Source organism: Streptomyces sp. NPDC050263 (assembly GCF_040655955.1).
GTDB lineage: Bacteria > Actinomycetota > Actinomycetes > Streptomycetales > Streptomycetaceae > Streptomyces.
In genome coordinates this window covers 1-24,917 of the sequence record NZ_JBFAKW010000099.1, presented here as the reverse complement: position 1 = coordinate 24,917, position 24,917 = coordinate 1, and the positions used below count along the sequence as shown (strand labels likewise).

At 71.0% G+C, this 24,917-nt stretch carries 26 protein-coding genes; 18 read left to right on the top strand and 8 right to left on the bottom strand.

The genetic code is table 11. The annotated features are described in order from the left end of the window. The first annotated feature begins 16 nt into the window (after positions 1-16). Genes sufD through AB0J04_RS33085 form a run of 6 tightly spaced genes read left to right on the top strand, consistent with a single transcriptional unit; the run spans position 17 to position 4,361 of the window. Positions 17-1,201, top strand: coding sequence for a Fe-S cluster assembly protein SufD (sufD, locus tag AB0J04_RS33110; protein ID WP_363172314.1), 1,185 nt, complete (start codon positions 17-19; stop codon positions 1,199-1,201). Further along, a complete protein-coding gene (locus AB0J04_RS33105; protein WP_363172313.1) occupies positions 1,201-1,521 on the top strand; it encodes a non-heme iron oxygenase ferredoxin subunit in 321 nt (106 codons plus the stop codon). Before sufD ends, AB0J04_RS33105 begins: the two co-directional genes overlap by 1 nt. Before the next feature lie 7 nt (positions 1,522-1,528). Then, the gene (gene sufC / locus AB0J04_RS33100) at positions 1,529-2,293 is read left to right on the top strand and encodes a Fe-S cluster assembly ATPase SufC (RefSeq protein WP_363172312.1); all 765 of its coding nucleotides are present in this window, start codon (positions 1,529-1,531) and stop codon (positions 2,291-2,293) included. Further along, a complete protein-coding gene (locus AB0J04_RS33095; protein ID WP_363172311.1) occupies positions 2,290-3,546 on the top strand; it encodes a cysteine desulfurase in 1,257 nt (418 codons plus the stop codon). Before sufC ends, AB0J04_RS33095 begins: the two co-directional genes overlap by 4 nt. Before the next feature lie 18 nt (positions 3,547-3,564). Continuing rightward, positions 3,565-4,032: a Fe-S cluster assembly sulfur transfer protein SufU gene (gene sufU, locus AB0J04_RS33090; RefSeq protein ID WP_363172310.1), complete on the top strand. Its 468-nt coding sequence runs from the start codon at positions 3,565-3,567 to the stop codon at positions 4,030-4,032. After that, a complete protein-coding gene (locus AB0J04_RS33085) occupies positions 4,029-4,361 on the top strand; it encodes a metal-sulfur cluster assembly factor (protein WP_030677253.1) in 333 nt (110 codons plus the stop codon). The genes sufU and AB0J04_RS33085 overlap by 4 nt, the downstream gene beginning before the upstream one ends. A gap of 67 nt (positions 4,362-4,428) precedes the next feature. On the opposite strand, the gene AB0J04_RS33080 is transcribed toward AB0J04_RS33085, so the two are convergent. Beyond that, entirely contained in the window at positions 4,429-5,271 is an 843-nt protein-coding gene (locus AB0J04_RS33080) for an AbfB domain-containing protein (protein ID WP_363172309.1), read from the bottom strand. Positions 5,272-5,511: 240 nt separating this feature from the next. Here AB0J04_RS33080 and AB0J04_RS33075 point away from each other — a divergent pair, with 240 nt between their 5' ends. From AB0J04_RS33075 to dapD, 3 genes are all read left to right on the top strand, one after another. After that, the gene (locus tag AB0J04_RS33075; RefSeq protein ID WP_363172308.1) at positions 5,512-5,832 is read left to right on the top strand and encodes a multidrug efflux SMR transporter; all 321 of its coding nucleotides are present in this window, start codon (positions 5,512-5,514) and stop codon (positions 5,830-5,832) included. Further along, on the top strand, positions 5,832-6,368 hold the full coding sequence (locus AB0J04_RS33070) for a TetR family transcriptional regulator (RefSeq protein ID WP_363172307.1): 537 nt from the start codon (positions 5,832-5,834) through the stop codon (positions 6,366-6,368). The genes AB0J04_RS33075 and AB0J04_RS33070 overlap by 1 nt, the downstream gene beginning before the upstream one ends. A gap of 127 nt (positions 6,369-6,495) precedes the next feature. After that, positions 6,496-7,485 carry a 2,3,4,5-tetrahydropyridine-2,6-dicarboxylate N-succinyltransferase gene (dapD, locus tag AB0J04_RS33065; RefSeq protein ID WP_363172306.1) on the top strand — a complete coding sequence of 330 codons (990 nt, stop codon included), beginning with the start codon at positions 6,496-6,498 and terminating at the stop codon, positions 7,483-7,485. 73 nt (positions 7,486-7,558) lie between these two features. On the opposite strand, the gene AB0J04_RS33060 is transcribed toward dapD, so the two are convergent. Further along, positions 7,559-8,062 (bottom strand): hypothetical protein, encoded by a 504-nt coding sequence (locus AB0J04_RS33060; RefSeq protein ID WP_363172305.1) that lies wholly within the window; start codon positions 8,060-8,062, stop codon positions 7,559-7,561. Positions 8,063-8,214: 152 nt separating this feature from the next. Here AB0J04_RS33060 and AB0J04_RS33055 point away from each other — a divergent pair, with 152 nt between their 5' ends. Together AB0J04_RS33055 and AB0J04_RS33050 are read left to right on the top strand one after the other, a co-directional pair. Continuing rightward, the gene (locus tag AB0J04_RS33055) at positions 8,215-8,772 is read left to right on the top strand and encodes a SigE family RNA polymerase sigma factor (RefSeq protein ID WP_363172304.1); all 558 of its coding nucleotides are present in this window, start codon (positions 8,215-8,217) and stop codon (positions 8,770-8,772) included. Continuing rightward, positions 8,769-9,992 (top strand): WD40 repeat domain-containing protein, encoded by a 1,224-nt coding sequence (locus AB0J04_RS33050; protein ID WP_363172303.1) that lies wholly within the window; start codon positions 8,769-8,771, stop codon positions 9,990-9,992. The genes AB0J04_RS33055 and AB0J04_RS33050 overlap by 4 nt, the downstream gene beginning before the upstream one ends. Positions 9,993-10,036: 44 nt before the next feature. On the opposite strand, the gene dapA is transcribed toward AB0J04_RS33050, so the two are convergent. Continuing rightward, complete coding sequence (gene dapA, locus AB0J04_RS33045; RefSeq protein WP_363172302.1) at positions 10,037-10,924, bottom strand: 4-hydroxy-tetrahydrodipicolinate synthase; 888 nt, start codon at positions 10,922-10,924, stop codon at positions 10,037-10,039. A 153-nt stretch (positions 10,925-11,077) separates the two neighbouring features. On the opposite strand from dapA, the gene AB0J04_RS33040 reads away from it, so the two are divergent. Both AB0J04_RS33040 and AB0J04_RS33035 read left to right on the top strand, forming a co-directional pair. Beyond that, positions 11,078-11,674 (top strand): helix-turn-helix domain-containing protein, encoded by a 597-nt coding sequence (locus AB0J04_RS33040; protein WP_363172301.1) that lies wholly within the window; start codon positions 11,078-11,080, stop codon positions 11,672-11,674. Positions 11,675-11,686: 12 nt separating this feature from the next. Further along, positions 11,687-12,421, top strand: a complete 735-nt coding sequence (locus tag AB0J04_RS33035; RefSeq protein WP_363172300.1) for an SRPBCC domain-containing protein — start codon at positions 11,687-11,689, stop codon at positions 12,419-12,421. A gap of 22 nt (positions 12,422-12,443) precedes the next feature. Here AB0J04_RS33035 and AB0J04_RS33030 read toward each other — a convergent pair whose 3' ends face one another. Continuing rightward, positions 12,444-14,270 (bottom strand): endonuclease/exonuclease/phosphatase family protein, encoded by a 1,827-nt coding sequence (locus AB0J04_RS33030; RefSeq protein WP_363172299.1) that lies wholly within the window; start codon positions 14,268-14,270, stop codon positions 12,444-12,446. A 374-nt stretch (positions 14,271-14,644) separates the two neighbouring features. Here AB0J04_RS33030 and AB0J04_RS33025 point away from each other — a divergent pair, with 374 nt between their 5' ends. From AB0J04_RS33025 to AB0J04_RS33015, 3 genes are all read left to right on the top strand, one after another. Continuing rightward, the gene (locus AB0J04_RS33025) at positions 14,645-16,081 is read left to right on the top strand and encodes a hypothetical protein (protein WP_363172298.1); all 1,437 of its coding nucleotides are present in this window, start codon (positions 14,645-14,647) and stop codon (positions 16,079-16,081) included. 160 nt (positions 16,082-16,241) lie between these two features. Next, a complete protein-coding gene (locus tag AB0J04_RS33020; protein WP_363172297.1) occupies positions 16,242-17,702 on the top strand; it encodes an alkaline phosphatase PhoX in 1,461 nt (486 codons plus the stop codon). Between the two features lie 339 nt (positions 17,703-18,041). After that, positions 18,042-19,625 (top strand): TROVE domain-containing protein, encoded by a 1,584-nt coding sequence (locus AB0J04_RS33015; RefSeq protein ID WP_363172296.1) that lies wholly within the window; start codon positions 18,042-18,044, stop codon positions 19,623-19,625. A 37-nt stretch (positions 19,626-19,662) separates the two neighbouring features. Here AB0J04_RS33015 and AB0J04_RS33010 read toward each other — a convergent pair whose 3' ends face one another. The 3 genes from AB0J04_RS33010 to AB0J04_RS33000 all read right to left on the bottom strand — a co-directional run bounded on the left by AB0J04_RS33010 (position 19,663) and on the right by AB0J04_RS33000 (position 21,957). Next, complete coding sequence (locus AB0J04_RS33010; RefSeq protein WP_363172295.1) at positions 19,663-20,034, bottom strand: nuclear transport factor 2 family protein; 372 nt, start codon at positions 20,032-20,034, stop codon at positions 19,663-19,665. 37 nt (positions 20,035-20,071) lie between these two features. Then, the gene (locus tag AB0J04_RS33005) at positions 20,072-20,785 is read right to left on the bottom strand and encodes an SDR family oxidoreductase (RefSeq protein WP_363172294.1); all 714 of its coding nucleotides are present in this window, start codon (positions 20,783-20,785) and stop codon (positions 20,072-20,074) included. A gap of 236 nt (positions 20,786-21,021) precedes the next feature. Next, positions 21,022-21,957, bottom strand: a complete 936-nt coding sequence (locus AB0J04_RS33000) for a LysR family transcriptional regulator (protein WP_363172293.1) — start codon at positions 21,955-21,957, stop codon at positions 21,022-21,024. A gap of 142 nt (positions 21,958-22,099) precedes the next feature. Here AB0J04_RS33000 and AB0J04_RS32995 point away from each other — a divergent pair, with 142 nt between their 5' ends. Both AB0J04_RS32995 and AB0J04_RS32990 read left to right on the top strand, forming a co-directional pair. Beyond that, complete coding sequence (locus AB0J04_RS32995; RefSeq protein ID WP_363172292.1) at positions 22,100-22,408, top strand: muconolactone Delta-isomerase family protein; 309 nt, start codon at positions 22,100-22,102, stop codon at positions 22,406-22,408. Further along, complete coding sequence (locus AB0J04_RS32990; RefSeq protein ID WP_363172291.1) at positions 22,405-23,607, top strand: YbfB/YjiJ family MFS transporter; 1,203 nt, start codon at positions 22,405-22,407, stop codon at positions 23,605-23,607. The genes AB0J04_RS32995 and AB0J04_RS32990 overlap by 4 nt, the downstream gene beginning before the upstream one ends. Positions 23,608-24,154: 547 nt before the next feature. Here AB0J04_RS32990 and AB0J04_RS32985 read toward each other — a convergent pair. After that, a complete protein-coding gene (locus AB0J04_RS32985; RefSeq protein ID WP_363172290.1) occupies positions 24,155-24,784 on the bottom strand; it encodes a TetR/AcrR family transcriptional regulator in 630 nt (209 codons plus the stop codon). Positions 24,785-24,917: the final 133 nt, after the last annotated feature.

Below are 24,917 nucleotides of genomic sequence, written 5' to 3'. Positions count from 1 at the left end.
GAGCACTACGACAGCCATGGCTGAGGCTCAGAACTCCACGGTGGGGTCCTCCACCACCGCCGGATCGATCGCGGTGGCCGCCGAGTCGACCGTCGCCACGCGCATGAGCGCGCCCCCGTCCTTCGACGTGGCGGACTTCCCGGTCCCGCACGGCCGCGAGGAGGAGTGGCGGTTCACCCCGCTGGAGCGGCTGCGCGGGCTGCACGACGGCACCGCCGTCGCGGCCGGCGAGGGCGTCAAGGTCGCCGTCGAGGCCCCCGAGGGCGTCACCGTCGAGCTCGTGGACCGCGCCGACCCGCGCCTCGGCAAGGCCGGCGCCCCGGTGGACCGCGTCGCCGCCCAGGCGTACTCCGCGTTCGAGAAGGCCGGTGTGATCACGGTCCCCAAGGAGACCGTGCTCACCGAGCCGATCCGCATCGCCGTGCACGGCGAGGGCGGGGTCTCCTACGGCCACCAGGTCATCGAGCTGGGCGCCTTCGCCGAGGCCGTCGTCGTCATCGACCACACCGGTGACGCCGTGCTCGCCGCGGGCGTCGACTACCTCCTGGGCGACGGCGCCAAGCTGACCGTCGTCTCGGTCCAGGACTGGGACGAGAAGGCCGTGCACGTGGCGCAGCACAACGCGCTGATCGGCCGCGACGCCACCTTCAAGTCGTTCGTGGTCACCTTCGGCGGCGACGTCGTCCGCCTGCACCCGCGCGTCACCTACGCGGGCACCGGTGGCGAGGCCGAGCTCTTCGGCCTGTACTTCACCGACGCCGGTCAGCACCAGGAGCACCGCCTCCTGGTCGATCACAACACCCCGCACTGCAAGTCGAACGTGGCCTACAAGGGCGCGCTCCAGGGCGAGGGCGCCCACGCGGTGTGGATCGGCGACGTGCTCATCGAGGCCAAGGCCGAGGGCACCGACACCTACGAGATGAACCGCAACCTGGTGCTGACGGACGGCGCCCGCGTCGACTCCGTGCCGAACCTGGAGATCGAGACCGGCGAGATCGTCGGCGCGGGGCACGCGAGCGCCACCGGCCGCTTCGACGACGAGCAGCTCTTCTACCTGATGGCCCGCGGCATCCCGGCCGACGAGGCCCGGCGCCTGGTGGTCCGCGGCTTCTTCGCCGAGCTGGTCCAGCAGATCGGTGTCGACGACATCGAGGAGCGCCTGCTCGCCAAGATCGAGACCGAGCTGGAGGCCACCGTCTGATGGCCGCCTTCGTACGCGCCTGCGGACTGAGCGAGCTGGCGGAGGACACCCCGAAGCGGGTGGAACTCGACGGCACGCCGGTCTCGGTCGTCCGTACCGAGGGGGAGGTGTTCGCCATCCACGACATCTGCTCCCACGCGAACGTCTCGCTCTCGGAGGGCGAGGTGGAGGACTGCCAGATCGAGTGCTGGCTGCACGGCTCCAGCTTCGACCTCCGCACCGGCAAGCCGTCCGGCCTTCCCGCGACGCGCCCCGTACCCGTTTACCCCGTAAAGATCGAAGGGGACGACGTGCTCGTCTCCCTCACCCAGGAGTCCTGAGGCACCCATGGCAACGCTTGAAATCCGAGACCTGCACGTCACCGTCGAGGCCGACAACGCCACGAAGGAGATCCTCAAGGGTGTCGACCTGACCGTGAAGCAGGGCGAGACGCACGCCATCATGGGCCCCAACGGCTCCGGCAAGTCGACTCTCGCCTACTCGCTCGCGGGTCACCCGAAGTACACGATCACCGGCGGCACCGTGCTGCTCGACGGCGAGGACGTCCTGGAGATGTCCGTCGACGAGCGCGCCCGCGCGGGCCTGTTCCTGGCGATGCAGTACCCGGTCGAGGTTCCCGGTGTCTCCGTGTCGAACTTCCTGCGGACCTCCGCCACCGCCGTCCGCGGCGAGGCCCCCAAGCTCCGCACCTGGGTGAAGGAGGTCAAGGAGGCCATGCAGCGCCTCAACATGGACCCCGCCTTCGCCGAGCGCAACGTCAACGAGGGCTTCTCCGGCGGTGAGAAGAAGCGGCACGAGATCCTCCAGCTGGAGCTGCTCAGGCCGAAGGTCGCGATCCTCGACGAGACGGACTCCGGTCTGGACGTCGACGCCCTTCGCATCGTCTCCGAGGGCGTCAACCGCGTCCGCGAGACCGGCGAGGTCGGCACCCTGCTGATCACGCACTACACGCGCATCCTGCGCTACATCAAGCCCGACTACGTCCACGTCTTCTCCGGCGGCCGCATCGTCGAGTCCGGCGGCGCCGAACTCGCGGACAAGCTGGAGAACGAGGGCTACGAGGCTTACACGAAGGGTGGCGCATCCGAGTGACACAGCTGCCGGGCCTCCTCGACACAGAGGCGATCCGCAAGGACTTCCCCATCCTGGACCGCCAGGTCCACGACGGCGCGAAGCTCGTGTACCTGGACAACGCGGCGACCTCGCAGAAGCCGCGCCAGGTGCTGGACGCCCTGAACGAGTACTACGAGCGCTACAACGCCAACGTCCACCGCGGTGTGCATGTGCTCGCCGAGGAGGCCACGGCGCTGTACGAGGGCGCGCGGGACAAGGTCGCCGCGTTCATCAACGCGCCCAGCCGCGACGAGGTGATCTTCACCAAGAACGCCTCCGAATCGCTCAACCTCGTGGCGAACATGCTCGGCTGGGCCGACGAGCCCTACCGGGTCGACTCCGAGACCGAGATCGTCATCACGGAGATGGAGCACCACTCCAACATCGTGCCGTGGCAGCTGCTGTCGCAGCGCACGGGCGCGAAGCTGAAGTGGTTCGGCCTGACCGACGACGGTCGGCTCGACCTCTCCAACATCGACGAGGTCATCACCGAGAAGACGAAGATCGTCTCCTTCGTGCTGGTGTCGAACATCCTCGGCACCGTGAACCCGGTCGAGGCGATAGTCCGCCGTGCGCAGGAGGTCGGCGCGCTGGTCTGCATCGACGCCTCGCAGGCCGCCCCGCACATGCCGATGGACGTGCAGGCCCTCCAGGCCGACTTCGTGGCCTTCACCGGCCACAAGATGTGCGGTCCGACCGGCATCGGCGTCCTCTGGGGCCGTCAGGAGCTGCTCGAGGACCTGCCGCCGTTCCTCGGCGGCGGCGAGATGATCGAGACCGTGTCGATGCACTCCTCGACCTACGCTCCCGCCCCGCACAAGTTCGAGGCGGGCACCCCGCCGATCGCGCAGGCGGTCGGACTGGGCGCGGCCATCGACTACCTGTCCGCGATCGGCATGGACAAGATCCTCGCGCACGAGCACGCGCTCACCGAGTACGCGGTGAAGCGGCTGGCCGAGGTCCCCGACCTGCGGATCATCGGCCCCACGACGGCCGAGGACCGGGGCGCGGCGATCTCCTTCACGCTCGGCGACATCCACCCGCACGACGTGGGCCAGGTCCTCGACGAGCAGGGCATCGCGGTCCGGGTGGGCCACCACTGCGCCCGCCCCGTCTGCCTGCGCTACGGAATTCCCGCGACCACGCGAGCGTCGTTCTATCTGTACTCCACGCCGGCCGAGATCGATGCTCTGGTCGACGGTCTGGAGCACGTACGGAACTTCTTCGGCTGAAGGGCGTGAGCTGAAACCGTGAAGCTGGACTCGATGTACCAGGAAGTCATCCTGGACCACTACAAGCACCCGCACGGGCGTGGTCTGCGCGATGGCGACGCCGAGGTGCACCATGTGAACCCGACCTGCGGCGACGAGATCACGCTGCGTGTGAAGTACGACGGCACGAAGATCGAGGACGTCAGTTACGAGGGCCAGGGTTGCTCGATCAGTCAGGCGAGCGCGTCCGTCCTGAACGAACTGCTCGTCGGCAAGGAACTGGCCGAGGCGCAGAAGATCCAGGAGACCTTCCTGGAGCTGATGCAGTCCAAGGGCAGGATCGAGCCCGACGACGCGATGGAGGAGGTGCTGGAGGACGCGGTCGCGTTCGCCGGCGTCTCCAAGTACCCGGCCCGGGTCAAGTGCGCCCTCCTCAGCTGGATGGCATGGAAGGACGCGACGGCCCAGGCCCTGGGCGGAGCCGACGCCGAAAGGAACACGGCATGAGCGAGACCGTTGAGATGAAGCCGGCCTCGGAGGAAGAACTCCGCGAGGCGCTGTACGACGTCGTCGACCCCGAACTGGGCATCGACGTCGTCAACCTCGGGCTGATCTACGGCATCCACGTCGACGACGCGAACATCGCGACGATCGACATGACCCTGACCTCGGCGGCCTGTCCGCTGACCGACGTCATCGAGGACCAGGCGAAGTCCGCCACGGACGGCCTGGTCAACGAGCTGCGCATCAACTGGGTCTGGATGCCGCCGTGGGGTCCGGACAAGATCACGGACGACGGCCGCGAGCAGCTTCGGGCGCTCGGGTTCAACGTCTGAGAACGCGACAGAGGGGCCCCCGGCGTAGGTACGCCGGGGGCCCCTCTGCGTGCGTGTTCGATGCGGCTCAGCCGAGGGCCGCCACCACGCGGAACGAGAAGTCCGAGCGGCTGCTCGTGTTGTAGCCGTACGGGTCCAGGCGCAGGGTGAAGTTCTGGTGGCGCAGGAAGCGGCCGGGGTAGTTCACCGACTCCAGCATCACGGCGTCCGAGTACGTGGACGGCACGGAGCAGAAGGTGGCGTCCTTCCTGAACAGGGTGGAGCCGTCGTTGCGCTCGGCGCGCAGGATGAAGTCGCGGTGCCGCAGGTAGTCGCCGTCTGACGTCCTGAACGAGTAGCAGGAGCTGTCGGTCAGACCCGCGACGACGGTGAACGTGGAGTCCTCGCGGGACTCCGAGCCACGCGGCTCGTCGAGCCTCACCACGCCGTTGCTGACATGCCAGTAGCGGTCGGGGTAGTTGACCGAGCGGACCGAACGCCGGATGGAGGTCGGCTTGGGGGCGGCCGGCTTCTTCGTCGGCGAGGCGGAGGGCGCGGTCGGGGCGTGCGGCGTCGAACTGCCCTGCGGCTTGGGCGAGGAGGAGGCCGACGGCGACGTCTTCGGTGACGGGGAGGTGCTGTTCTTCCCCGTCGTCGGCGTCGGCGACGTGCTCGCGGACGGTGAGGCGAAGGAGATCAGTCCGCCCGCGGTCTCGTCGTCCGACAGTGTCTGTCCCTCGCGGGCGGCCGCCTTCTCGTCGTCGACAGGCTTGTCGTTCAAGGCGATTGCGGTCACGCACGCCACGATGGTGGCCACGGCGAGACCGCCGGCCAACCACAGGCGTCGTGTTCCGGGGGCCCGGGAACTGTCCGGGGCCCAGCCGTTCTCCCAAGGCTGTTCCTGGGACGGCCGGGACTTGTCTATTGGCATGCGCTGTTCCTCCAGCGGCGCTTCTGGCGGCTGCCGCGGCTGCGATGGCCCGGTATGTGAACGGTGAAACAGTAGTGGAACCTGTGGCTCGCATTCAGCCGTTTGGGGGAGCGCTTTCCATAACGCTTTCGAATCTGCGGCCAGTTGGGACAAGGGCCGTATCGGGTTGTGTGCCGATGTGTACGATGATGTCTCCAACGATGTGTACGGTCGTACGCATCGTTGTGTACACTCGTACGCATGGGATATCTGACGCTCGCCGGCGCCATAGCCGCCGAGGTGGCCGCGACGACCGCCATGAAGTACAGCGAGGGCTTCAGCAGGCTCTGGCCCTCGCTGCTGACGGCCGTCGGCTACGTCGTCTCCTTCGTCCTCCTCGCCCAGACCCTGAAGAGCGTCGGGATCGGCACCGCGTACGCCATCTGGGCCGGGGTGGGCACCGCGGCCATCGCCGTCCTGGGCCTGGCCCTGTTCGGCGAGTCCCTGACGCTCACCAAGGTCGTGGGCGTCCTGCTGATCATCGGGGGAGTGGTGGTACTGAACCTCGGGGGTGCGCACTGATGGCCCGCCGCTACGACCCCGAACGGCGGCAGCGGATCATCGACGCGGCGATCAGAGTCGTCGGCGAGAAGGGCCTGGCCGGCCTCAGCCATCGCTCGGTCGCCGCCGAGGCGGACGTGCCGCTCGGCTCCACCACGTACCACTTCGCCACCCTCGACGAGCTGATGATCGCCGCCCTGCGGCAGGCCAACGAGGGCTTCGGCAAGGTGGTCGCGGCGCGCGGCGGGCTGGCGGACACGCGCGTCGACCTGTCTGCCGAACTGGCCGGACTGCTCGGCGAATGGCTGGCCGGCGACCGCACCGGCGTCGAGCTGGAGTACGAGCTCTATCTGGCCGCCCTGCGCCGCCCCGCGCTGCGCCCCGTCGCCGCCGAGTGGGCCGACGACCTCGTCGCCCTCCTCGTCCGCCGCACGGACCCGCTCACCGCACGCGCGCTGGTCGCCCTGATGGACGGCATCTGCCTACAGGTGCTGTTGACGGACACGCCCTACGACGAGCGCTACGCGCGGGAGGCGTTGGCCCGCCTCGTTCCGTAGGTTCCCTCCGTGGATTCCCCGGGTTCACCGGCGGAACTCACGAGGTCGCAGGGGTTGCCCGGCCCGCTTGCTGAGACACCGCTGTGCGGGTTGGCCTCTGCGGCCCCCGGCCGGTTAGGTTGCCCTCATGACCGATATGACTGCTCCTCGCACCACCGGCGCCGTGGCCGCCGGCCTCGCCACGATCGCCGCCGACGGCACGGTTCTCGACACCTGGTTCCCCGCGCCCGCGCTCGCCCTGGAGCCCGGTCCGTCCGGCACCGAGCGGCTGTCCGCGGAGAAGGCCGTGGAGCTGCTCGGCGAGGGCGCGGCGAAGGCGATCGGTCCGGACGCCCGCCGGGGCGTCGAGGTCGTCGCGGTCCGCACGGTCATCGCCTCCCTCGACGACAAGCCGCTCGACGCGCACGACGTCTACCTGCGTCTGCACCTGCTCTCCCACCGGCTCGTGAAGCCGCACGGGCAGAGCCTGGACGGCATGTTCGGCCACCTCGCCAACGTCGCCTGGACCTCGCTCGGCCCGGTCGCCGTCGACGACATCGAGAAGGTCCGGCTGAACGCCCGCGCCGAGGGCCTGCACCTCCAGGTCACCTCCATCGACAAGTTCCCCCGGATGACGGACTACGTCGCCCCGAAGGGCGTCCGGATCGCCGACGCCGACCGGGTCCGGCTCGGCGCGCACCTCGCCGAGGGCACCACGGTCATGCACGAGGGCTTCGTCAACTTCAACGCCGGCACGCTCGGCACGTCGATGGTCGAGGGCCGCGTCTCCGCGGGCGTCATCGTCGGCGACGGCTCGGACATCGGCGGCGGCGCCTCCACGATGGGCACGCTGTCCGGCGGCGGCAACGTGATCATCTCCATCGGCGAGCGCTGCCTCATCGGCGCCGAGGCGGGCGTCGGCATCGCCCTCGGCGACGAGTGCGTCGTCGAGGCCGGCCTCTACGTCACCGCGGGCACCCGTGTCACCATGCCCGACGGCCAGATCGTCAAGGCCCGCGAGCTGTCCGGCGCCTCGAACATCCTCTTCCGCCGCAACTCGGTCACCGGCGCGGTCGAGGCCCGCCCGAACAACGCGGTGTGGGGCGGCCTGAACGAGATCCTGCACAGCCACAACTGACCGCCCCGCACGCCGAAGCGCCCTCTCGCCCTTGGCGGAAGGGCGCTTCGGCATGCGGCCCCTTGGGGCCGGTTCACGCGGGCAGGCCCGCCGCGAACTCCTTCAGGGTGGTGAAGTCCTCGTCGCGGAGGCCGAGTCGGGGGTTCACGTGATGCAGGAGAGCCGGGGCCGGGTGGTGGGCGGTGACGTAGGAGGTGTCGGCGGGGGACTGTTCGTCGTCCACCCAGGCGAAGGGGCGGCCCGCCGCGTGGGCGACGATCGTCTGCGTCTTCCAGTGGACGCCGTCGGATCGGTGGGCGAACAGCACCTTGCCGAAGTCGACGTACGGCAGCTCGGGCAGGCCGATCACCGGGGCGATCCAGCGGTTCGCCTCGGCCATCCAGGTCGTGGCCCAGCACAGGTCGTAGGGCAGGCGCAGGAGGGCAGCGCCGTGCCCGGGGTTCAGCCAGACCCGCAGCGGCCGCGCCCGGCCCACGGACGCCCTGATCGTCGTATAGCCCGCGGGCCGCTTCGTGGGCTTGGCGGCATACGGGTTCAGCGGGCCGTCGACGTCGAGATAGAGCAGTGGCCGACTCATGCGGCCACCGTACGGAAGCCGGACCGGCGCCCGCCGGAATTTTCTGTGCGCCGCCGCGGAGCGCAGGCATAGCGGGAGCGGGCCACGCGCGTCACAAGGGACACAGGGGCCGGACATCGGGTCCGCTCCCGGGGGAAGCAGTGAAGGTGACGATGGATGCCGAAGCGCTGGAGAGCTTCCGAGATTTCGTGGACAGCAGGTCGTCGGCGCTGCTGAGAACCGCCGTCCTGCTCAGCGGCGGCGACCGGCACGCCGGTGAGGACCTGCTCCAGAACGCCCTCGCCAAGGCGGCCGGCCGCTGGCACCGCATCGACGAACCCGAGGCCTACGTACGCCAGGTCCTCTACCGGCAGCAGATCAGCCGCTGGCGCCTGAAGTGGCCCCGGCGCGAGGTCAGCGTCGCCGAGCCGCCGGACGGCGGAGCCGGCCCGGACGCCTCCTCGGCCGCCGAACTGCGCGTGGTGATGCGCGCGGCCCTGTCCCGGCTGACCGCGCGCCAGCGCACCGTGCTGGTGCTCCGCTACTTCGAGGACCTGCCGGAGGCCGAGGTCGCCGCGCTCCTGGGCTGCTCCGTGGGCACCGTGCGGTCCACGACCCACCGCTCCCTCGCCAGGCTGCGCTCCCTCGCACCGGAACTGGCCGCTCTCGGCCCGGCGGCCGCCGAGCAGGCGCCGTCCCCCGACTTCTCGCCCGTGGAGGTGCGCCCGTGAACGTCGACGAACTCGTACGCGACTCCCTGCGTGAGCAGGCCGACGAGCAGCAGCCGGCCGGGCTCGGCCTCGCCGACCGGGTGCTCGCCCGGCGCCGGCGCCGCCGCACCCGGCGGTTCGCGACCGTGGCGGCCGCGGCCGTCGCCGTGGTGGTCGTCGCCGTGGCGGTGCCCACGCTGGAGGGCTCCGGCACGACCGACGTCCGCCCTGCCGACGTCCCGGAGCCCACCAGGATCAGCGCCCACCCGGACCAGTCGCCGCCGCGCGACCTGATCGCCGCTGGGCGGACGGCGCTGGCCGCCTACTACGCGACGACCGTCGTCCCGCAGACGGCGCAGCGGTCGGTCACGACGCGCACCTACTGGCTGCTGAACCCGACGACGCAGAAGTACGAGAAGACCGCCAAGTGGTCGTGGGTCGCCGTCGCCCCGGGCCTGCGGACCGCCGCCGTGCTGGAGCAGAACCTGCCCGTCCGCCGGATCGGCCTGCTCGACCTGGCCAGCGGCGAGGTCAAGCGGTGGATCCACGTCGACCACGCCGTGGGCGGGCTGGCGTTCTCCCGCGACGGCCGCGAGCTCGTGGCGACGACGTACGGCGCCAACCCCGACCTGCGGGTCAAGACGCAGGGCTCCGAGGGCTCGTACGAGCTCCCGGAGTCCTCCCGCACCGGGTTCTACGTCTTCGACGTGGCCTCCGGGAAGGGCTCCTGGAGCGAGGTCGAGTTCAAGACGGGACATCAGCTCGGCGAGATCGGCTTCCTCAACAGCCGCCAGGACTTCGCCTTCACCAGAGACGGCAGCCTCATCTGGTCGGGCATGCCCATGGCGCCGGGCTACCAGTACTACGACCGGCAGGGCAAGAAGGTCGACCCGCCCGCCGACGGGCGGTACGTGGAGTGGTACGTCGACGGCGCCGCCTACTTCTCGCCCGACGGCAAGAAGCTCGCCGGTCCCTTCGCGGGCGAGAAGTACAAGACGTCCTCCTGGATCCTGGATCCCAAGACCGGCAAGAAGCTCACCGAGACGCACGGCCAGATACTGCTTGCCTGGGCCGACGACTCCTCGCTCATCGCCTGGGACATCGGGGCGGACGGCGACGAGTTCCACAATCGGCTGGTGCTGGTGACGCTCGACAGCGACAAAGTCGTCCCGCTCAGCGACTTCCGGTCGACCAAGGACAACACCCTCGGACGCTGGACGCCGGTCTTTGCGGACCGCTGACTGGCCCTCGCCCGGGGCCCGGCCGTGAGCGGCGGCCGGGCCGGTCAGGCCACGAGACGTTCGTAGACCGCGCGCAGCCCGCCCACCGTGTCCCGGTCGGCGGGCCGCAGCGGCGCGCGGACCGGACCGGACGGCAGGCCGAGGTCGTTCAGGAGCGCCTTGACGGTGACGGTGCCGGGCAGGCCCGAGGACATCACCGACTCCACGAGCTCGGTGGCCCGTTGCTGGAGTCGGGCGGCTTCGGCGGTGTCTCCCGCGTCGAACGCGTCGAGGACGGCGCGGAGTCGGTCCGGAACGATGTTCGCGACCGTGCTGACGTAACCCGCCCCGCCCACCGCGTACAGCGCGAGGTTGTGCTCGTCGCAGCCCGCGTAGTACGCCACCCCGGTGCGGGCGAGCACCTTTTGCGCGCCCAGGAAGTCGTAGGAACAGTCCTTGACCGCGACGATCCGGGGGTGCTCGGCGAGCCGGAGCACCGTCTCCGGCTCGATCCGGGTTCCGGTGCGGCCCGGGATGTCGTACAGCATCACCGGCAGCCCGGAGGCGTCCGCGACCTCCCGGAAATGCGCCTCCAGGGCGTCCTGCGGGGGCCGGCTGTAGTAGGGGCTGACCACCAGGACGCCGTCCGCGCCCGCCTTCTCGGCGGCCTCGGTGAGTTCGAGGGTGTGGCGGGTGTCGGACGTGCCCACCCCCGTCACGATCGACGCCCGGTCGCCCACCGACTCCCGTACCGCCGCCACCAGTTCCGCCTTCTCGGCGTCCGAGGTGGTCGGCGACTCGCCCGTCGTCCCGGAGAGCACCAGCCCGTCGCAGCCGGCCGACACCAGCCGGTCGGCGAGCCGCTGCGCTCCGTCGAGGTCGAGCGCGCCGGAGCCGGTGAAAGGCGTGACCATCGCGCAGAGGGTGCGGCCGAAGGGGCTGTTCGTCGTCATAGGGGTAGTGTCGGCCGCAGCACGGTGAAGCTCTACTTAATTCTTCTACCAGGTATTGATAAGTAGTTCTGAGATGTCCGCGCCTGGGCCCCGGCGGGAACCGAAAACTCGATTGTCCTGGACAAAAAAAGTTTTCGGTGAGACGGTGGACGCATGTTGGACGTCACCGTGATCGAGGACCCCGAGGCCGCAGCCGTCTCCCTGGACCCCATACGGGCCGGGCTGCTCGCCGAGCTGGCGGCCGGGCCCGCGTCGGCCGCGATGCTGGCCGGCAAGGTCGGGCTGCCGCGGCAGAAGGTGAACTACCACCTCAAGGCGCTGGAGCGGCACGGCCTGGTCGAGCTCGCCGGCGAGCGCCGCAAGGGCAACGTCACCGAGCGGCTGATGCGGGCCACCGCCGCCTCGTACGTGATCTCGCCGCTCGCCCTCGCCGCGGTCCAGCCGGACCCGGACCGCTTCCGCGACCAGCTCTCCGCGCGCTGGCTGCTCGCACTCGGCGCCCGCCTGGTGCGGGACGTCGGCTCGCTGATCACCGGCGCGGCCAAGGCCGACAAGCGGCTGGCGACCTATGCGCTCGACGGCGAGGTGCGCTTCGCCTCGGCCGCCGAACGGGCGGCGTTCATCCAGGAGTTGACCGCGGGAGTCGCCGCGCTCGTGCGCAGGTACGACGCTCCGGACGCGGAGGGCGGCCGGGCCCACCGGATCGTCGTGGCCGTCCATCCCACGCTCAAAGCACCAGAGTTGGAATAGTCAGGAGTCACCATGTCCAAGGAATTCGAGATCGTCCGTGAGTTCGAGGTCGACGCCACGCCCGAAGAGGTGTGGGAGGCGATCACGAACGGCACCGGCGGCTATCTGTGGCCGATGGAGGCCCCGGAGCCCAAGGTGGGCGGCACGGCGGCCTTCGGCTCGACCGTCACCGCCTGGGACCCGCCGCACCACCTCACCGTCCGCAGCGAGGACGTCGGCTTCTCGGTCCAGAGCGTCAACCAGCTCGAACACGTCGTCGAGCCGCGGGACGGCGGACGCCGTGCCTGGGTGCGGTACGTGCACAGCGGGATCTTCGTCGACGACTGGGACAACCAGTACGACGGCGCGAGCAAGCACACCGACTTCTACCTGCACACCCTGCGCGAGTACCTCGTCCACTTCGCGCCCCGCCCGGTGGCCTTCGCCCAGCTCGACGGCCCCGCGGCAGCCACCGCGGCCGACGCCCTCGCCGCCGTGGGACCGGCGCTCGGGCTCGCGGACGACGCGCGGGTGGGCGACCGGGTGAGCGTCACCGGGCCGCGCGCCTTCGACGCCGTGCTCGACTACCGCGACGCGTACTTCATCGGGCTGCGCACCGACACCGCCCTGATCCGCGTCTTCGGGCGCAACCACTGGGGCGCGCCGGTCGGCGTCAGCGTCCACGACTTCGCGCCGGACGCCGACGCCGAGGCGAACCGGGACGCATGGCAGGGCTGGCTGAACGCGGTGTTCAGCCAGCCCAGTTGAGCGCCGGAGCCGGAGCCGGGACCTACGGCTCGAAGCGCAGGATCTGCGGGTCGTGGTCGCTGATCTGGTCGTGGAACTCCGAGTTGATGTGCACGCTGTCGTACTCGAAGTCGCAGCCGCGCCGGATCGACGGGCTCACCAGGATCTGGTCCAGGACCTGCTGGTTGCCCTGGTAGTCGTAGGTGTAACGCTCGCTCTTCGGCAGCGACTTGATCGCCGACCACAGCGCGCCGTCGCTCTCCAGGAGCTGCGCGGTGCCGGAGAACTCGAAGTCGTTGATGTCGCCCAGCGCGATGACATCGGCGTTCTTCTGCACGTCGAGGATGTCCTTGACGAACGCGTTGACCAGCGTCGCCTGCTGGTGGCGCTGGGTCTCCGAGCTGCGCGCGACGGGCTGGTACTGCGCGTGCAGGGCCTGGTCGCCGCCCTTGGAGTTGAAGTGGTTGGCGATCACGAAGACCGTGCGGCCCCGGAAGACGAACTCGCCGGCCAGCGGCTTGCGGCTGTTCGCCCAGGCCGTGTTCGCCGGGTCGATCCGCCCGGGGGAGGCGGTGAGCTGCGCCTTGCCGCGCACCTTGGTGACGCCGACGGCGCTGGTCGCGTCGCCGCCCGCGCGGTCGGTGAAGGAGACCCGCTGCGGGTTGAACAGGAACACCTGACGGATGTTGCCGCCCGGCTCGCCGCCGTCGGCGTTGTTCGTCGGGTCGATCGAGCGCCAGTCGTACGTCGGGCCGCCCGCGGCCACGATCGCGTCGATCAGCTTGCCGACCGTCACGTCGGCGGCGACCGTGCCGTCGTTCGTCGCGCCGTTGTCGTCCTGGATCTCCTCCAGGGACACGATGTCGGGCGACTTCAGGTTGTTCACGATCGCGGAGGCGTGCTCCTCGAACGTGGCGTCGGACGGGTCGAGGTTCTCGACGTTGTACGTCGCGACCGCCAGCTCGCCCTTCTTCTGCTTCCGCGTCGTCTCCCGCTCCAGACCGCCGCTCTTCAGCGTGCCGATCGTGTGGGCGACGAGCGTGTAACCGCCGAACTGGTTGTAGTCCAGCGGGCCCGCGGTGACGCCCGCGAGGGTGTCGCCGACGTTCGCGACGGGGAAGTCCGCCGTCGCGCCGAGCGACTGGATCTGGAGCCGGCCGGTGTTCTGCGAGGTGTAGGAGCCGTACAGCGTGCCACCGCGGCGGGTGGTGTTCTCACGCGGCTTCACCGTGACCCACAGCTCGGTGAACGGGTCGGTCGCGGTGACCACGCGGGCGTCGGCGACCTGGACGTTCATGCCCTCGAGGGACTCGTAGTAGTCCAGGGCGTACTTCTTCGGCTGCAGGGTGAGACCGTTGACCGAGTTGCTCGCGGCGGTGTCGCCGGCCGGGGTGTACGCGGCCGGCACCGACTTCGCGTTCACCACGGTCGCGGCCGGGACCGCGTTGCCGCTGGAGAGGACCGTCACCGTCGGCTTGGTGATCTCGGTGATCGACTGGTTTCCGGTCGCGGCGCCGCCCGGCACGAACTCCGAGACCGTGCCGGTGACCGTGACGGAGTCGCCGACGGCGACCTTCGGGGCGGAGCTGGTGAAGACGAAGACGCCCTCACTGGTGGCCGGGTCGGCGTCCGGGTTCGGATCCTGGATCCAGAAGCCCTTGGACGAGCCGTAGGCGCGCACGCCGGTGACGATTCCGGCCACACCCGTGACCGCCTTGCCGGCGTACGGGGATATCCGGGTCGTGCCCTGGATGTCGTGAACGGCCACCGTCTCCGCGTGCGCGGGTGCGGTGAGGGCGACGGTGGAGGCCGCGGAACAGACGGCGGCGACGGTGAGCGCGGCGAGACGCGCGGACTTGTTGCTCGGCAACGGAATCCCTCCGGGGACGTACGTGAGCGCCGGGACGAGGGTGAACGAGGTGGAACGGAGTCGAACGAGGTGGAGCGAGGTGGAACGAGGGTGGTACACGGATCGAGGGGCCGCGACCGGTGGGCCGGCGCGCGACGCGCGTAGAAAATACCGCGAGCAGAAAATACGGTGAACAGGTGTCCAGTGGATTTCTACGCGCGTCAATCTCGTGCCTGGTCAGGCCACTTGTCAAGGTTTCAGCCATGTACGCGATCCGACGGGGAGATGAACCGGGCGGCATGGGTCCATATCCGTCTAGGCTGAGTGGCCCAGTGTCCCAGCGGGCCCAGTGCCCAGCGGGCCGGTGGCACCACGCGCCCTAGGAGAACCAGCCGATGTCAGACAGCTCCCCCCTGCCGCCGGTGCGGCTGCACCCCGAAGCGGAGCTGGCGCGCGACGCGCTGTCCACGCCGTTGCTCTCCCGGGCGGCCCTGCTCGCCCGCTGGGCCGGCCCCGACACCCGGGTCGACGCGGGCGCCGCCCTCGTGGAGGAACAGCTGCCGGCCGCCGCGCAGGCGCTCGGACTGACCGGGGAGGACGCCGCCGGCTACGCGAGCGAGGCCTGGCGGGTCGCCGTGGACGCGGGGCTCGTGGAGGTCGTCGACGAGGAGGCCGGCACCGTCACGGCCGGCGAGGAGCTGGCCCTGCTGACCGGCGGCTCCCCGCACGACATCCTCGCCGTCTGGCTCGGCGCACTGGAGACCGTGCTCGCCGACGCCGCCGTCCCCGACCTGGACGAGCTGATGGACGCGATGGGCGAGGGCGGCGAGGTCGACTTCTCCCGGCTCGACTGGAACCCCGAGGCCGAAGCCGAGTTCCTCGACGGCGTGCTCGGCAACCTCTACCTGCTGACCGCCAACGAGGACGGCCCCGGCGACGGCCCCGTCCCGCTCCCCGCGCTCGCCGCCTCCATGATCATCCCCGGTGACATGGACGAGCCCACCAACGACGTCCTGGAGCAGGTCTCGGACGCGATGATGCGACTCGACGACCAGTTCCGGCTCCTGGAACCCATCGGCCTCGTCGCCTACCAGCCCGTCGACGAGGCCCTGATGGCCGATCCCGACGACGGGGCCGCGGAGCCCGCCGCCCCGGTCGACGAGACCGACGTCTCCCGCTACGGCATGGTCCGGCTCACCCCGCTCGGCCTCTACGGGCTGCGGGCCCGGCTGCTGGAGGCCGGCTTCGACGCCCCGGCCGTCGGCGACCTCTCCGACAAGGGCGCCGACGCCCTCCTCGACGGCAGCGCCGGCTACGGCTCACGCGCCGCGCTCGCCGAGACCGAGTACTGGCTCGCCCACCGCGAACCCCTCGCCGCCGCCCGCGAGCTGCTGGCCGCCGCCCGCGGCTCGGACCCCGGCGCACCGCTGCGCCGCCTGCGCTGCCAGCAGGCCCTCTCACTGGTCGGCGCCCAGGCCGAACCCGCCGTCCGCGAGATCCTCGACGACGCCGAGCTCGGCGGTCTCGCCCGCGTGTGGCTGAGCGAGCTCGGCGCGGCGGACGTCCCCGCCCCCTCCGAGGACCTGGTCTTCTGGCTCACCATCGACACCCTGGCCGCCCAACTCGCCGCCGAGGGCAACTCCGAGGAGCTCCAGGCCCTCGTCGAGGGGCTCGCCCAGCAGCACAGCGGCTTCTTCGCGGCGGCGTGGCGCGTCGACCACCCGGCGACCCCGGACGTCCTGGAGGCGATGGGCCGCCTGCACCCGGACAAGCGCATCGCCAAGGAAGCGCGCAAGGCCGCCTTCAAAGCGCGGTCGCAGCAGGGCGGCTGACGGCGGCTCGGGGGCGTCCGCACGCAGGCTGCACGGGTTCACGCAAGCGGGTCACCCGAAGTCGCCCCCCGTTCAACTCCCGTTCAGGCATGGGCGGGACGGTGTCGCCGGACCGAGGTTCGCCACCCTCCACGGCACTTCCACCGTCTCAGGAGACACCATGTCGCTCACCCGCAGGGACTTCGCCAGAACCTCCGCGATCACCGGAGCCGGGGTCGCGCTGGCGGGCAGCGTCGGCGCGCTGGCCACCGCGCCGAACGCCCTCGCGTCCACGGACGCCGAAGAGACCGGCGACGCGTCGCGCTCGGCGTCGGCGACCGGGCGCCACGGGGTCGGCTACGGACCGCTGCTCCCCGACCCCGACGGCATCCTCGCGCTGCCCGCCGGGTTCGAATACCGCGTCATCACCTACAGCGGGAAGACCAAGCTGGAGTCCGGCGAGATCACCCCGTCCAACCACGACGGCACCGCCGCCTTCTGCGGCCCGCGCGGCGCGACCCTCCTCGTCAACAACCACGAGCTCAAGGGCCCGCGCGCCGGCTGGAAGCACCCCGTCCCGCTCACCGAGGGCCTCGTCTACGACCCGGCGGCCGCCGGCGGCTGCACGGTCGTCGAGGTACGCCCCGGAGACAAGGTCGCCGAATGGGTCGGCATCGCCGGCACCTCCACCAACTGCGCCGGCGGCAGCACCCCTTGGGACACCTGGCTCACCTGCGAGGAGACCGAGGACAAGGCCGGCCAGAACGGCATGACCAAGGACCACGGCTACGTCTTCGAGGTCGACCCGGAGGACCGCCGCGCCAACCGGAACCCCAAGCCGATCAAGGCCCTGGGCCGGTACGCCCACGAGGCCGTCGTCATCGACCCCAAGAGCGGCCACGCCTTCCTCACCGAGGACGCCTCCGGCCCCAACGGCCTGCTCTACCGCTGGACCCCGCCGGCCGGCTTCCACCACGGCCGCGGCAAGCTGCGCACCCTCGCCGACGACGCCGGCGTCCTCCAGGCCTTCAAGTGCTTCGACTCCGGCGGCAAGTTCGTCGACGACCTCTCCCGGGCCACGGAGATCGGCACGGTGTACGGGGTCGACTGGATCGACGTCCCCGACCGCGACGCGAAGACGACGCCGGTCCGCAAGCAGTTCGCCGACGGCCAGATCACCCGCGCCCGCAAGCTCGAGGGCATGTGGTGGGGCGACGGCGGCACCTACATCGTCTCCTCCTACGCCCGTGACGAGAGCCCCGTCCAGCACGACGGCGCCGTCTGGTTCTACGACCCCAAGCGCCGCACGCTGACCCTGAAGGTGCTGCTCGGCGTGAACCCCGACCCGTCCGTCGACGGAGCCTTCGACGGCCCCGACAACATCACCGTCTCCCCCTACGGCGGCCTCGTCATCGCCGAGGACGGCGAGGGCGTCCAGCACCTCTTCGGCGCCACCGACAGCGGCCGCACCTACCCCATCGCCCGCAACGAACTGAACATGGGCACCGCGGACGAGCCCGAGTACAGCGAGTTCACCGGCGTGACCTTCTCGCCCGACGGCCACACCCTGTTCGCCAACATCCAGGACCCGGGAATCATGCTGGCGATCACGGGGCCGTGGAAGCGGCAGAAGCGCGGCTGAACTTATTCGCTCGCGAAGCCCGTGCTGCGTCTCCTACATTGAGATCACGAACAGCGCACCTCCCGGTGCGAAGGCAGCGGCTACTTCTCTGTCAAAGAATCCACGCCGCCGCCGTAACTGATCTCGGGAGGCGCAGCATGCGGTGGGTGCCCGGTGCGCAGGCAGCGGTTACTTCATTGGATCGGACGGTCGCGGGTTCGAGTCCCGTCATCGACTCAGGGTCGGTGTAGCTCAGTCGGTAGAGCATCTGGCTAAGTCCGTCGCCGACCCCTGATCTCGGGCGCCCTCCCTTTGCTGTGCCTTTCTCCTGAACACTCTTGAATTCGGGGGGAATTCATCATGGCTCGCTTCAACGTCCGTGCGACCAAGGCGCAGCCCACCTCGCCCGTGACCACCACCGGCCGGGTGCTCCGCACCCACCAGGGCGGCCGCGGCCATGAGCGGGACGCGCGCTCCGAACTCTTCCTGCTCGCCGCCTCCGATCTGGTCTCCCAGCGGACCTTCTACGAGTCCGGCGCCGACCGCGACGACCGGTTCGCGAAGCTCGTGCGGGAGCTCGCCGTCAGCGACCCCGCCTGGACGGCCGGCCTGCTCGGCTGGCTGCGCGGTGCGGGCAACCTCCGTACGGCCGCGGTCGTCGGCGCCGCCGAGTACGTCAAGGCGCGCCTCGACGCGGGCGCGACCGACGGTCCGTCGAACCGGCAGGTCGTGGACTCCGTGCTGCAGCGGCCCGATGAGCCCGGCGAGCTGCTCGCCTACTGGACGAGCGTGTACGGCCGCAACGTCCCCAAGCCCGTCAAGCGGGGCGTCGCCGACGCCGTTCGGCGGCTGTACGGCGGCAAGTCGCTGCTGAAGTACGACACCGCGTCCAAGGGCTACCGCTTCGGCGACATCCTCAACCTCGTGCACGCGGCGCCGGACCCGGCCAAGCCGTGGCAGGGCGAGCTGTTCCAGTACGCCCTGGACCGCCGGCACCACCCGGACACCGCCGTGCCGCCCGCCTCGGACCGGGTCCTGACCGCGCACCGCGAGCTGATGGCGCTGCCCGTCGAGGACCGGCGCGCGGTGGTCGTCTCGCCGGCCGGGGCCGAGCGGCTCGCGGCGGCCGGGATGACCTGGGAGGCGCTGGCGGGCTGGCTGCAGGGGCCGATGGACAAGGAGGCCTGGGAGGCGGTGATTGAGTCGATGGGGGCGATGGCGCTGGTCCGCAACCTGCGCAACTTCGACCAGGCCGGGGTGTCCGACGAGGTCGCGGCACGGGTCGCCGCGAAGATCAGCGACCCGGCGGAGGTCGCGCGCTCGCGGCAGTTCCCGTTCCGGTACCTCGCCGCCTACCAGCACGCGCCCTCGCTGCGCTGGGCGTACCCGCTGGAGCAGGCGCTCGGCCACTCGCTGGCCAATGTGCCCGCGCTGCCCGGCCGCACGCTGGTGCTCGTCGACCGCTCGGGCTCGATGTTCTTTTCGCGGCTGTCGGACCGCTCGGAGCTCAACCGGGCCGACGCGGCGGCGATCTTCGGCACGGCGCTCGCGCTGCGGGCGGCGGACGCGGACCTCGTCGAGTTCGGCACCGGCAGCAGGCGCCTGACGTTCGAGAAGGGCGAGTCGGTGCTGAAGATCCTGGGCCGCTTCGGCGACCTGGGCGGCACCGACACCACCTCGGCGATCCGCGCGCACTACCGGGGTCAGGACCGGGTGCTGATCGTCACCGACGAGCAGTACGCCGCGAACCGCCACGGCGACCCCACCGACCAGGTCCCGGCCGGGGTCCCGGTGTACACCTGGAACCTGGCCGGGTACCGAGCGGGCCACGGTCCGTCCGGAAAGGCGAACCGTCACACCTTCGGCGGACTCTCGGACGCGGCTTTCCGGATGGTGCCCCTGCTCGAAGCCGCCCGGAACGCCGACTGGCCGTGGGCTGCCTGACGGCCGACCGCGGGGTCGCCTGCGGTCGGCCCTGCGGTCAGCTCAGGCGCGAGACCTGGTAGTGGCTGATGTGCCAGTCCGCCGCCACCCGCTTCAGCAGGACCGCGAGGTGGACGGAGAGCGTGGGCCGGTCGGTGAACGAGAAGTCCACGCTCTGGTAGCCGAGGACGAGGTCGCCGGTGAGGCGTCTCGTCTCGAGGATCCGGTAGTCGGCCGTCATGCCGAGCGGCTGGGAGGCGTAGTAGTCCGCGACTCCCGGCCGCCCCACGCTGTAGGGGTGCAGGCCCTGGAAGATCGCGTCCTCGGTGAACAGGGCGGCGGCCTGCTCGGGCTCGTGCCGGTCGACGGCCGTCTTCCACCGGTCGAGGACCCCGCGGAGGATCGTCTCGTCGTCTGCTGTGCTGGTCATGGGGGTTCTCCCGGTCGGATCGGGCGTTCGGTTCGGGTCAGTGGCCGGCGCTCATGCCGCCGTCGACGTGGAGGATCTCGCCGGTGACGAACGGGGCGTTCTCCAGGTAGACGACCGCGTCGACGATGTCGCTCTGCTCGCCCATCCGGCCGACGGGGTGCAGCGCGGCCAGGAAGTCGTGCGTCTCCTCGGCGTGCATCGGGGTCTTGATGGTGCCCGGCGAGACGGCGTTGGCGCGGATGCCGCGAGCGGCGTACTCGACGGCGAGGGACTTGGTCGCGGACTGCAGACCGCCCTTCGTCAGCGAGGCCAGCACGGAGGGCACCCTGGAGTCGGCGCTGTCGACGAGGCTGGTCGTGATGTTGACGATGTGCCCGCCGCCCTGCTCCAGCATCCGCTCGACGGCCAGTTGGGTGATGCGGAAGAACCCGTCGAGGTTCACCCCGGTCACGGTGGCGTAGTCGTCCGCGGTGTAGTCGGTGAAGGGCTTGGCGACGAACACGCCCGCGTTGTTGACCAGCGTGTCGATCCGGCCGAACCGCTCCACGCCGGCCGCGATGACACGCTCGGCGGTGGCGGGGTCGGCGATGTCGGCCCGGACGGTGACGAGGTCGACGTCGTCGGAGGGGGCGATGGTGCGCGAGGTGGCGACGACGGCGTAACCGAGCTTGCGGTAGGCGTCGACCAGTCCGGCGCCGATGCCCTGCGATGCGCCGGTGACGACGGCGACCTTCTGGTGCTGAACACTCATGGTGATCTTCTCCTGGATGCGATGCGATGCGATGCGATGCGATGCGGTGCGGTGCGGTGCGATGCGATGACGCGACCTGGCCGGCATTGGTCGAGGTAGTAGCCGACCGGTCGACTATTTGAAGGTAAGTCGCCCGGCGGTCGACGTCAAAGCTCAGGAGGGACCTGGCCGGGACCTGTTTCCTCCCGCCTGGGAGGAGCAGACTCCCAGCACAGGTCAGCACAGGTCAGCACAGGTCAGCGGGGGAGTGCGTACGGGTCGTCGGCGGGCAGCCAGGCGTCCGGGGCGTGGATCCCGAGAGTGTCGGCGCCGATGCCGTCGCACAGGGCGTCGACGACGGCGAGGACCTCCGCGCGCTCCTCCGCCTCGCGCCGTACCAGTGACCAGGTCCAGTACACCTTCGGCGCGACGATCTCCCGGCGGACCAGGTCGGAAGGCAGCGAAGCGGTCTGCCCCTTGGGGCAGTTGACGACCGGACGACGACAGCGGCGGACGTGGTCGAAGAAGGCGGGACCGGTCACCGCCCCGTCGGAGATGCGCACCTCACGGGCCCCGCCGGCCCGCGTCAGCTCCTCGCCGTAGACGTTCCAGGACGCCCAGGAGATGACGTCGTCGTCGATGAGGACGTCGGTGTCCCGGACGCGTACGTCCGTGGCGTCGGCGCCCGTGGCGACGGCGAACAGCCGGTCGGCGCCGATGAGCCGGGCGCGCAGCCCGTGCCGCTTCAGATCCTCGTCGCGCACCCAGCACACGGCGAGGTCGAGGCTGCCGTCCGCGACCCGGGCGGCCTGGGTGTGCGAGGGCGCGACCCACGCGTCGAGGTGCACCTGGGCCACCGCGGAGGTGCGTCGGGTCAGGTCCGCCGGCAGCCAGTTGACGTACCCGAGGCGGACCGGCTGCGAGCCCGACAGCCGGCGTGCCCGGATCTGGAGGTCGTCGGCCCGTTCCAGCAGGGCGCGGGTGTGCGGGAGCAGGGCGGAGCCGGCCGGGGTGAGCGACACCGAACGGCGGTCGCGGTCGAAGAGACGCACGCCGAGGTCGCGCTCGAGCGCCTTGATCTGCTGGGACAGGGACGGACCGGCGATCAGGAGCCGTTCGGCGGCCCGCCCGAAGTTCAGCTCCTCGGCGACGGCGACGAAGTACCGCAGTTGGCGCAGCTCCACGCCCGCCATGCTACGTCCGGGGCGGGCCGGTAGGAGGCTGTTCCTACCAGCAGTGAGGACGGCGGTCGTGGCGACCGGTGCGGTCCCGGGCGGACGATGGGACGACTGACCTGACCTGACCTGACCTGACCTGATCGAGCGGAGCAGGACCATGCGAGAGTTCCTGGTCGAGATCACCACCACGATCCCCGAGGGCACCAGCCCGAACGAGGTGGACGAACGGCGCGCCGCCGAAGCCGTCCGGGCCCGCGACCTGGCTGCCACCGGCCACCTGGCCCGACTGTGGCGGCCGGTCGGCGAACTGCGCAGCATCGGCGTCTGGCGCGCCGCCGACGAGGCGGAGCTCCACGAGAAGGTGCTCGGCACGCTGCCGCTGCGCCCGTGGATGACCCTCACCGTCACCGCGCTCGAGTCCCACCCCAACGACCCCGGCCGGGACGCCGCCGACGCCAGGTCGTGAAGGCTCCCTGGGGCCATGTCGCCCGGACGGCGGCCGCGCTGGCCGCCGGCACGGGAGTCGGCCGATTCGTCTACACGCCGGTCCTGCCGCTGATGCAGACGCAGGCGGGACTGTCCGCGAGCGCGGGTGCGCACCTGGCGACGGCCAACTACGTGGGCTACCTCGGCGGAGCGCTCGCGGGCGCCCTGATCCCCGGGCTGGTCCGCTCACCGGCCGCCCTGCGCACGTCCCTGGTCGTGCTGACGGGAAGTCTGGCCGCGATGCCCGTCACCCGGAGCACGTCGGTGTGGCTGGGGCTGCGGCTGGTCGCCGGGGTGGCCAGCGCCCTGGTGTTCGTGATCGCTGCGACCTCCGTGCCGGGCCTCCTGCGCGGGCATCCGGCGCACCTGCCCGGCTTGGCCTTCGGCGGGGTCGGCGCGGGCATCGCGGCGTCGGGCCTGCTCGTCCTGGTCCTGAGCCCCGTCGCGGACTGGCGGGCGATCTGGTGGGCCGCGTCCGCACTCACCGCCCTCCTGACAGCCACGGCATGGCGACTGCGCGTACGACTCCCCACGGCGACGACGCCGCCAGGGAAGGAGGCCGGACGTGCCGCGCCGGGCAGGTCCCGCTGGTTCGCCGTCCTGCTGGCCTCCTACACCCTGGAAGGCACCGGTTACATCGTCGCCGGCACCTTCCTGGTCGCCGCGGTCGCACAGACCTCGCCCGGCTGGGTCGGCAGCGGCGCCTGGGTGCTGGTCGGCCTGGCGGCCGTGCCGTCCTCGGCGCTGTGGACCCGGCTCGGTCGCCGTCGCCCCCTCCACGACCTGCTGCTCGCCGCGCTGGTCGTGCAGGCGGTGGGCATCGCCCTGCCCGTGCTGGTGAGCGGCGTCGCGGCGACCCTGCTCTCCGCGGTGCTGTTCGGCGCGACCTTCATCGGGATCAGCACACTGGCCCTGGCCACGGGCGCCCGACTGCGGGTCCACCGCTCGGTCGGACTCCTGACCGCCGGTTATTCCGTCGGCCAGATCCTCGGCCCACTGGCCGTCACCCCATTGCTCACCGACGGCTACCGCCCGGCCCTGCTCCTGGCCGCCGCGGTGGTCCTCACGTCCGCGGCGTCCGCAGCGGCGCTGCGCGTCGGCCTCCGGCACCCCGCGGCCGTCGTCCGCACGCGAGGATCCACCCCCCGACAACCGGCGACGGACCGAAGCGACGCCTGACGGCAGCGCCTGCCCTGGGCCACGGGCCCCGGGTTCGGTAACGGTGGAGGCAGGCGGGCCCATGGGTGGCGTGGCCGCAGATCGGAGCGACGCCTGATGGAGTCGGCCGGCGAGGTTCGGAGAGCTCGGAGTTCCGCGACGGCGGCAGGAGCCGGGCTGTGGCCGTAGTCACCTGCGGGGCTGCGGCCGAGGTCACGGGCGGGCAGCTCGCGTGCGCCGCTGCCACGGACCGGCGCGACGCCTGACGGACCGGCTGGCCTGGGCCACGGGCCACGGGCCACGGCCCCGGGTTCGGCGACGGCGGAGGCCGACCGGCTTGTGGCGCCGCAGGCCCCTGCCCCTGCCCCTGCCCCTGCCCCTGCCCCTGCCCCTGCCCCTGCCCCTGCCCCTGCCGCGGCCGGGGCCGGGGCCACGGGCGGTCGTCGCGAGGCGAGCCGTTCAGCCTGGTGCGCGGGGTTGGTGCCGGGACGTCGGTGCTGTGGCCCTGGCCGTGTGTTTGGCTTCGGGCGGTGAGCGGTCTTCCGTCCGACGGCGGCCGGGTTCGTCCTCAGACCCCGGCCCCGGCCGGGCTCACGCGGGGCTCGCGTGCTGCGCCCAGCAGTGCCAGACAGTTCTGCCAGAGAGGGCCGAGTCGGTCGGTGTCGTTGTAGAGCTTGGCGAACATGACCTGGCCCTCCAGCTGGGCGACGACCGCCCGTGCCGCCGCCCCGGTGTCGGTCACGGTGATCTCGCCGCGCCCGAGCACCTCCGCGACGACCGACTCGACCATCTCGACCTGCGCCTCGAAGATCTCCTGGAGCCGGACGCGGACCGCCTCCGTCTGATTGCTCAGCTCCAGCGTGAGGTTCCCGAACAGGCACCCCGCGACGGTTCCGCAGCCCTGCTGTCCGGCACGCTGCCCCGCCTCCGTCTCCTCGAACAGCTGTCGCAGCCGCCGCAGCGGTTCGGCGTCACCGGTCAGCGCGGCCGTCCACGTCCGCCGCTGCTCCGCCCAGTGTTCGTCGACGACGGCCAGCGCGAGCGCTTCCTTGGACTCGAAGAAGTAGTAGAAGCTGCCCTTGGGCACCCCGGCCGTCTTGCAGATCTCGGCCACCCCCAGCGCCGAGTAACCGCGCAGCTCGATCAGCGACTGCGCGGCGCTGAGGATCTTCTCCCGGGCATCGCTGGTCCGTCCCATGAGAGCGAGTGTACGACCGGAGTGAGACGACCGGTCGTCTAAGTGGTCTGCGTCGTAAGTCCTTCGGGGGTTGATCATGCGGCTGGGGCGGCGGAGGATTCTTCTGGGTGATCGGCGGTGTGCCGGTCGAGTC

Excerpts from the sequence above, each read along its gene's own strand:
- AB0J04_RS33080 (WP_363172309.1), bottom strand. The coding sequence starts at position 5,271 with ATGCCAATAGACAAGTCCCGGCCGTCCCAGGAACAGCCTTGGGAGAAC.
- dapD (WP_363172306.1), top strand. The coding sequence starts at position 6,496 with ATGACCGATATGACTGCTCCTCGCACCACCGGCGCCGTGGCCGCCGGC.
- AB0J04_RS33005 (WP_363172294.1), bottom strand. The coding sequence starts at position 20,785 with ATGAGTGTTCAGCACCAGAAGGTCGCCGTCGTCACCGGCGCATCGCAG.
- sufD (WP_363172314.1), top strand. The coding sequence starts at position 17 with ATGGCTGAGGCTCAGAACTCCACGGTGGGGTCCTCCACCACCGCCGGA.
- AB0J04_RS33035 (WP_363172300.1), top strand. The coding sequence starts at position 11,687 with ATGTCCAAGGAATTCGAGATCGTCCGTGAGTTCGAGGTCGACGCCACG.
- AB0J04_RS33070 (WP_363172307.1), top strand. The coding sequence starts at position 5,832 with ATGGCCCGCCGCTACGACCCCGAACGGCGGCAGCGGATCATCGACGCG.
- AB0J04_RS33000 (WP_363172293.1), bottom strand. The coding sequence starts at position 21,957 with ATGGCGGGCGTGGAGCTGCGCCAACTGCGGTACTTCGTCGCCGTCGCC.
- AB0J04_RS33015 (WP_363172296.1), top strand. The coding sequence starts at position 18,042 with ATGGCTCGCTTCAACGTCCGTGCGACCAAGGCGCAGCCCACCTCGCCC.
- AB0J04_RS32985 (WP_363172290.1), bottom strand. The coding sequence starts at position 24,784 with ATGGGACGGACCAGCGATGCCCGGGAGAAGATCCTCAGCGCCGCGCAG.
- AB0J04_RS33055 (WP_363172304.1), top strand. The coding sequence starts at position 8,215 with ATGGATGCCGAAGCGCTGGAGAGCTTCCGAGATTTCGTGGACAGCAGG.
- AB0J04_RS33075 (WP_363172308.1), top strand. The coding sequence starts at position 5,512 with ATGGGATATCTGACGCTCGCCGGCGCCATAGCCGCCGAGGTGGCCGCG.
- AB0J04_RS33010 (WP_363172295.1), bottom strand. The coding sequence starts at position 20,034 with ATGACCAGCACAGCAGACGACGAGACGATCCTCCGCGGGGTCCTCGAC.
- AB0J04_RS33020 (WP_363172297.1), top strand. The coding sequence starts at position 16,242 with ATGTCGCTCACCCGCAGGGACTTCGCCAGAACCTCCGCGATCACCGGA.
- sufC (WP_363172312.1), top strand. The coding sequence starts at position 1,529 with ATGGCAACGCTTGAAATCCGAGACCTGCACGTCACCGTCGAGGCCGAC.
- dapA (WP_363172302.1), bottom strand. The coding sequence starts at position 10,924 with ATGACGACGAACAGCCCCTTCGGCCGCACCCTCTGCGCGATGGTCACG.
- AB0J04_RS33040 (WP_363172301.1), top strand. The coding sequence starts at position 11,078 with ATGTTGGACGTCACCGTGATCGAGGACCCCGAGGCCGCAGCCGTCTCC.
- AB0J04_RS33105 (WP_363172313.1), top strand. The coding sequence starts at position 1,201 with ATGGCCGCCTTCGTACGCGCCTGCGGACTGAGCGAGCTGGCGGAGGAC.
- AB0J04_RS33060 (WP_363172305.1), bottom strand. The coding sequence starts at position 8,062 with ATGAGTCGGCCACTGCTCTATCTCGACGTCGACGGCCCGCTGAACCCG.
- AB0J04_RS33025 (WP_363172298.1), top strand. The coding sequence starts at position 14,645 with ATGTCAGACAGCTCCCCCCTGCCGCCGGTGCGGCTGCACCCCGAAGCG.
- AB0J04_RS33085 (WP_030677253.1), top strand. The coding sequence starts at position 4,029 with ATGAGCGAGACCGTTGAGATGAAGCCGGCCTCGGAGGAAGAACTCCGC.
- AB0J04_RS32995 (WP_363172292.1), top strand. The coding sequence starts at position 22,100 with ATGCGAGAGTTCCTGGTCGAGATCACCACCACGATCCCCGAGGGCACC.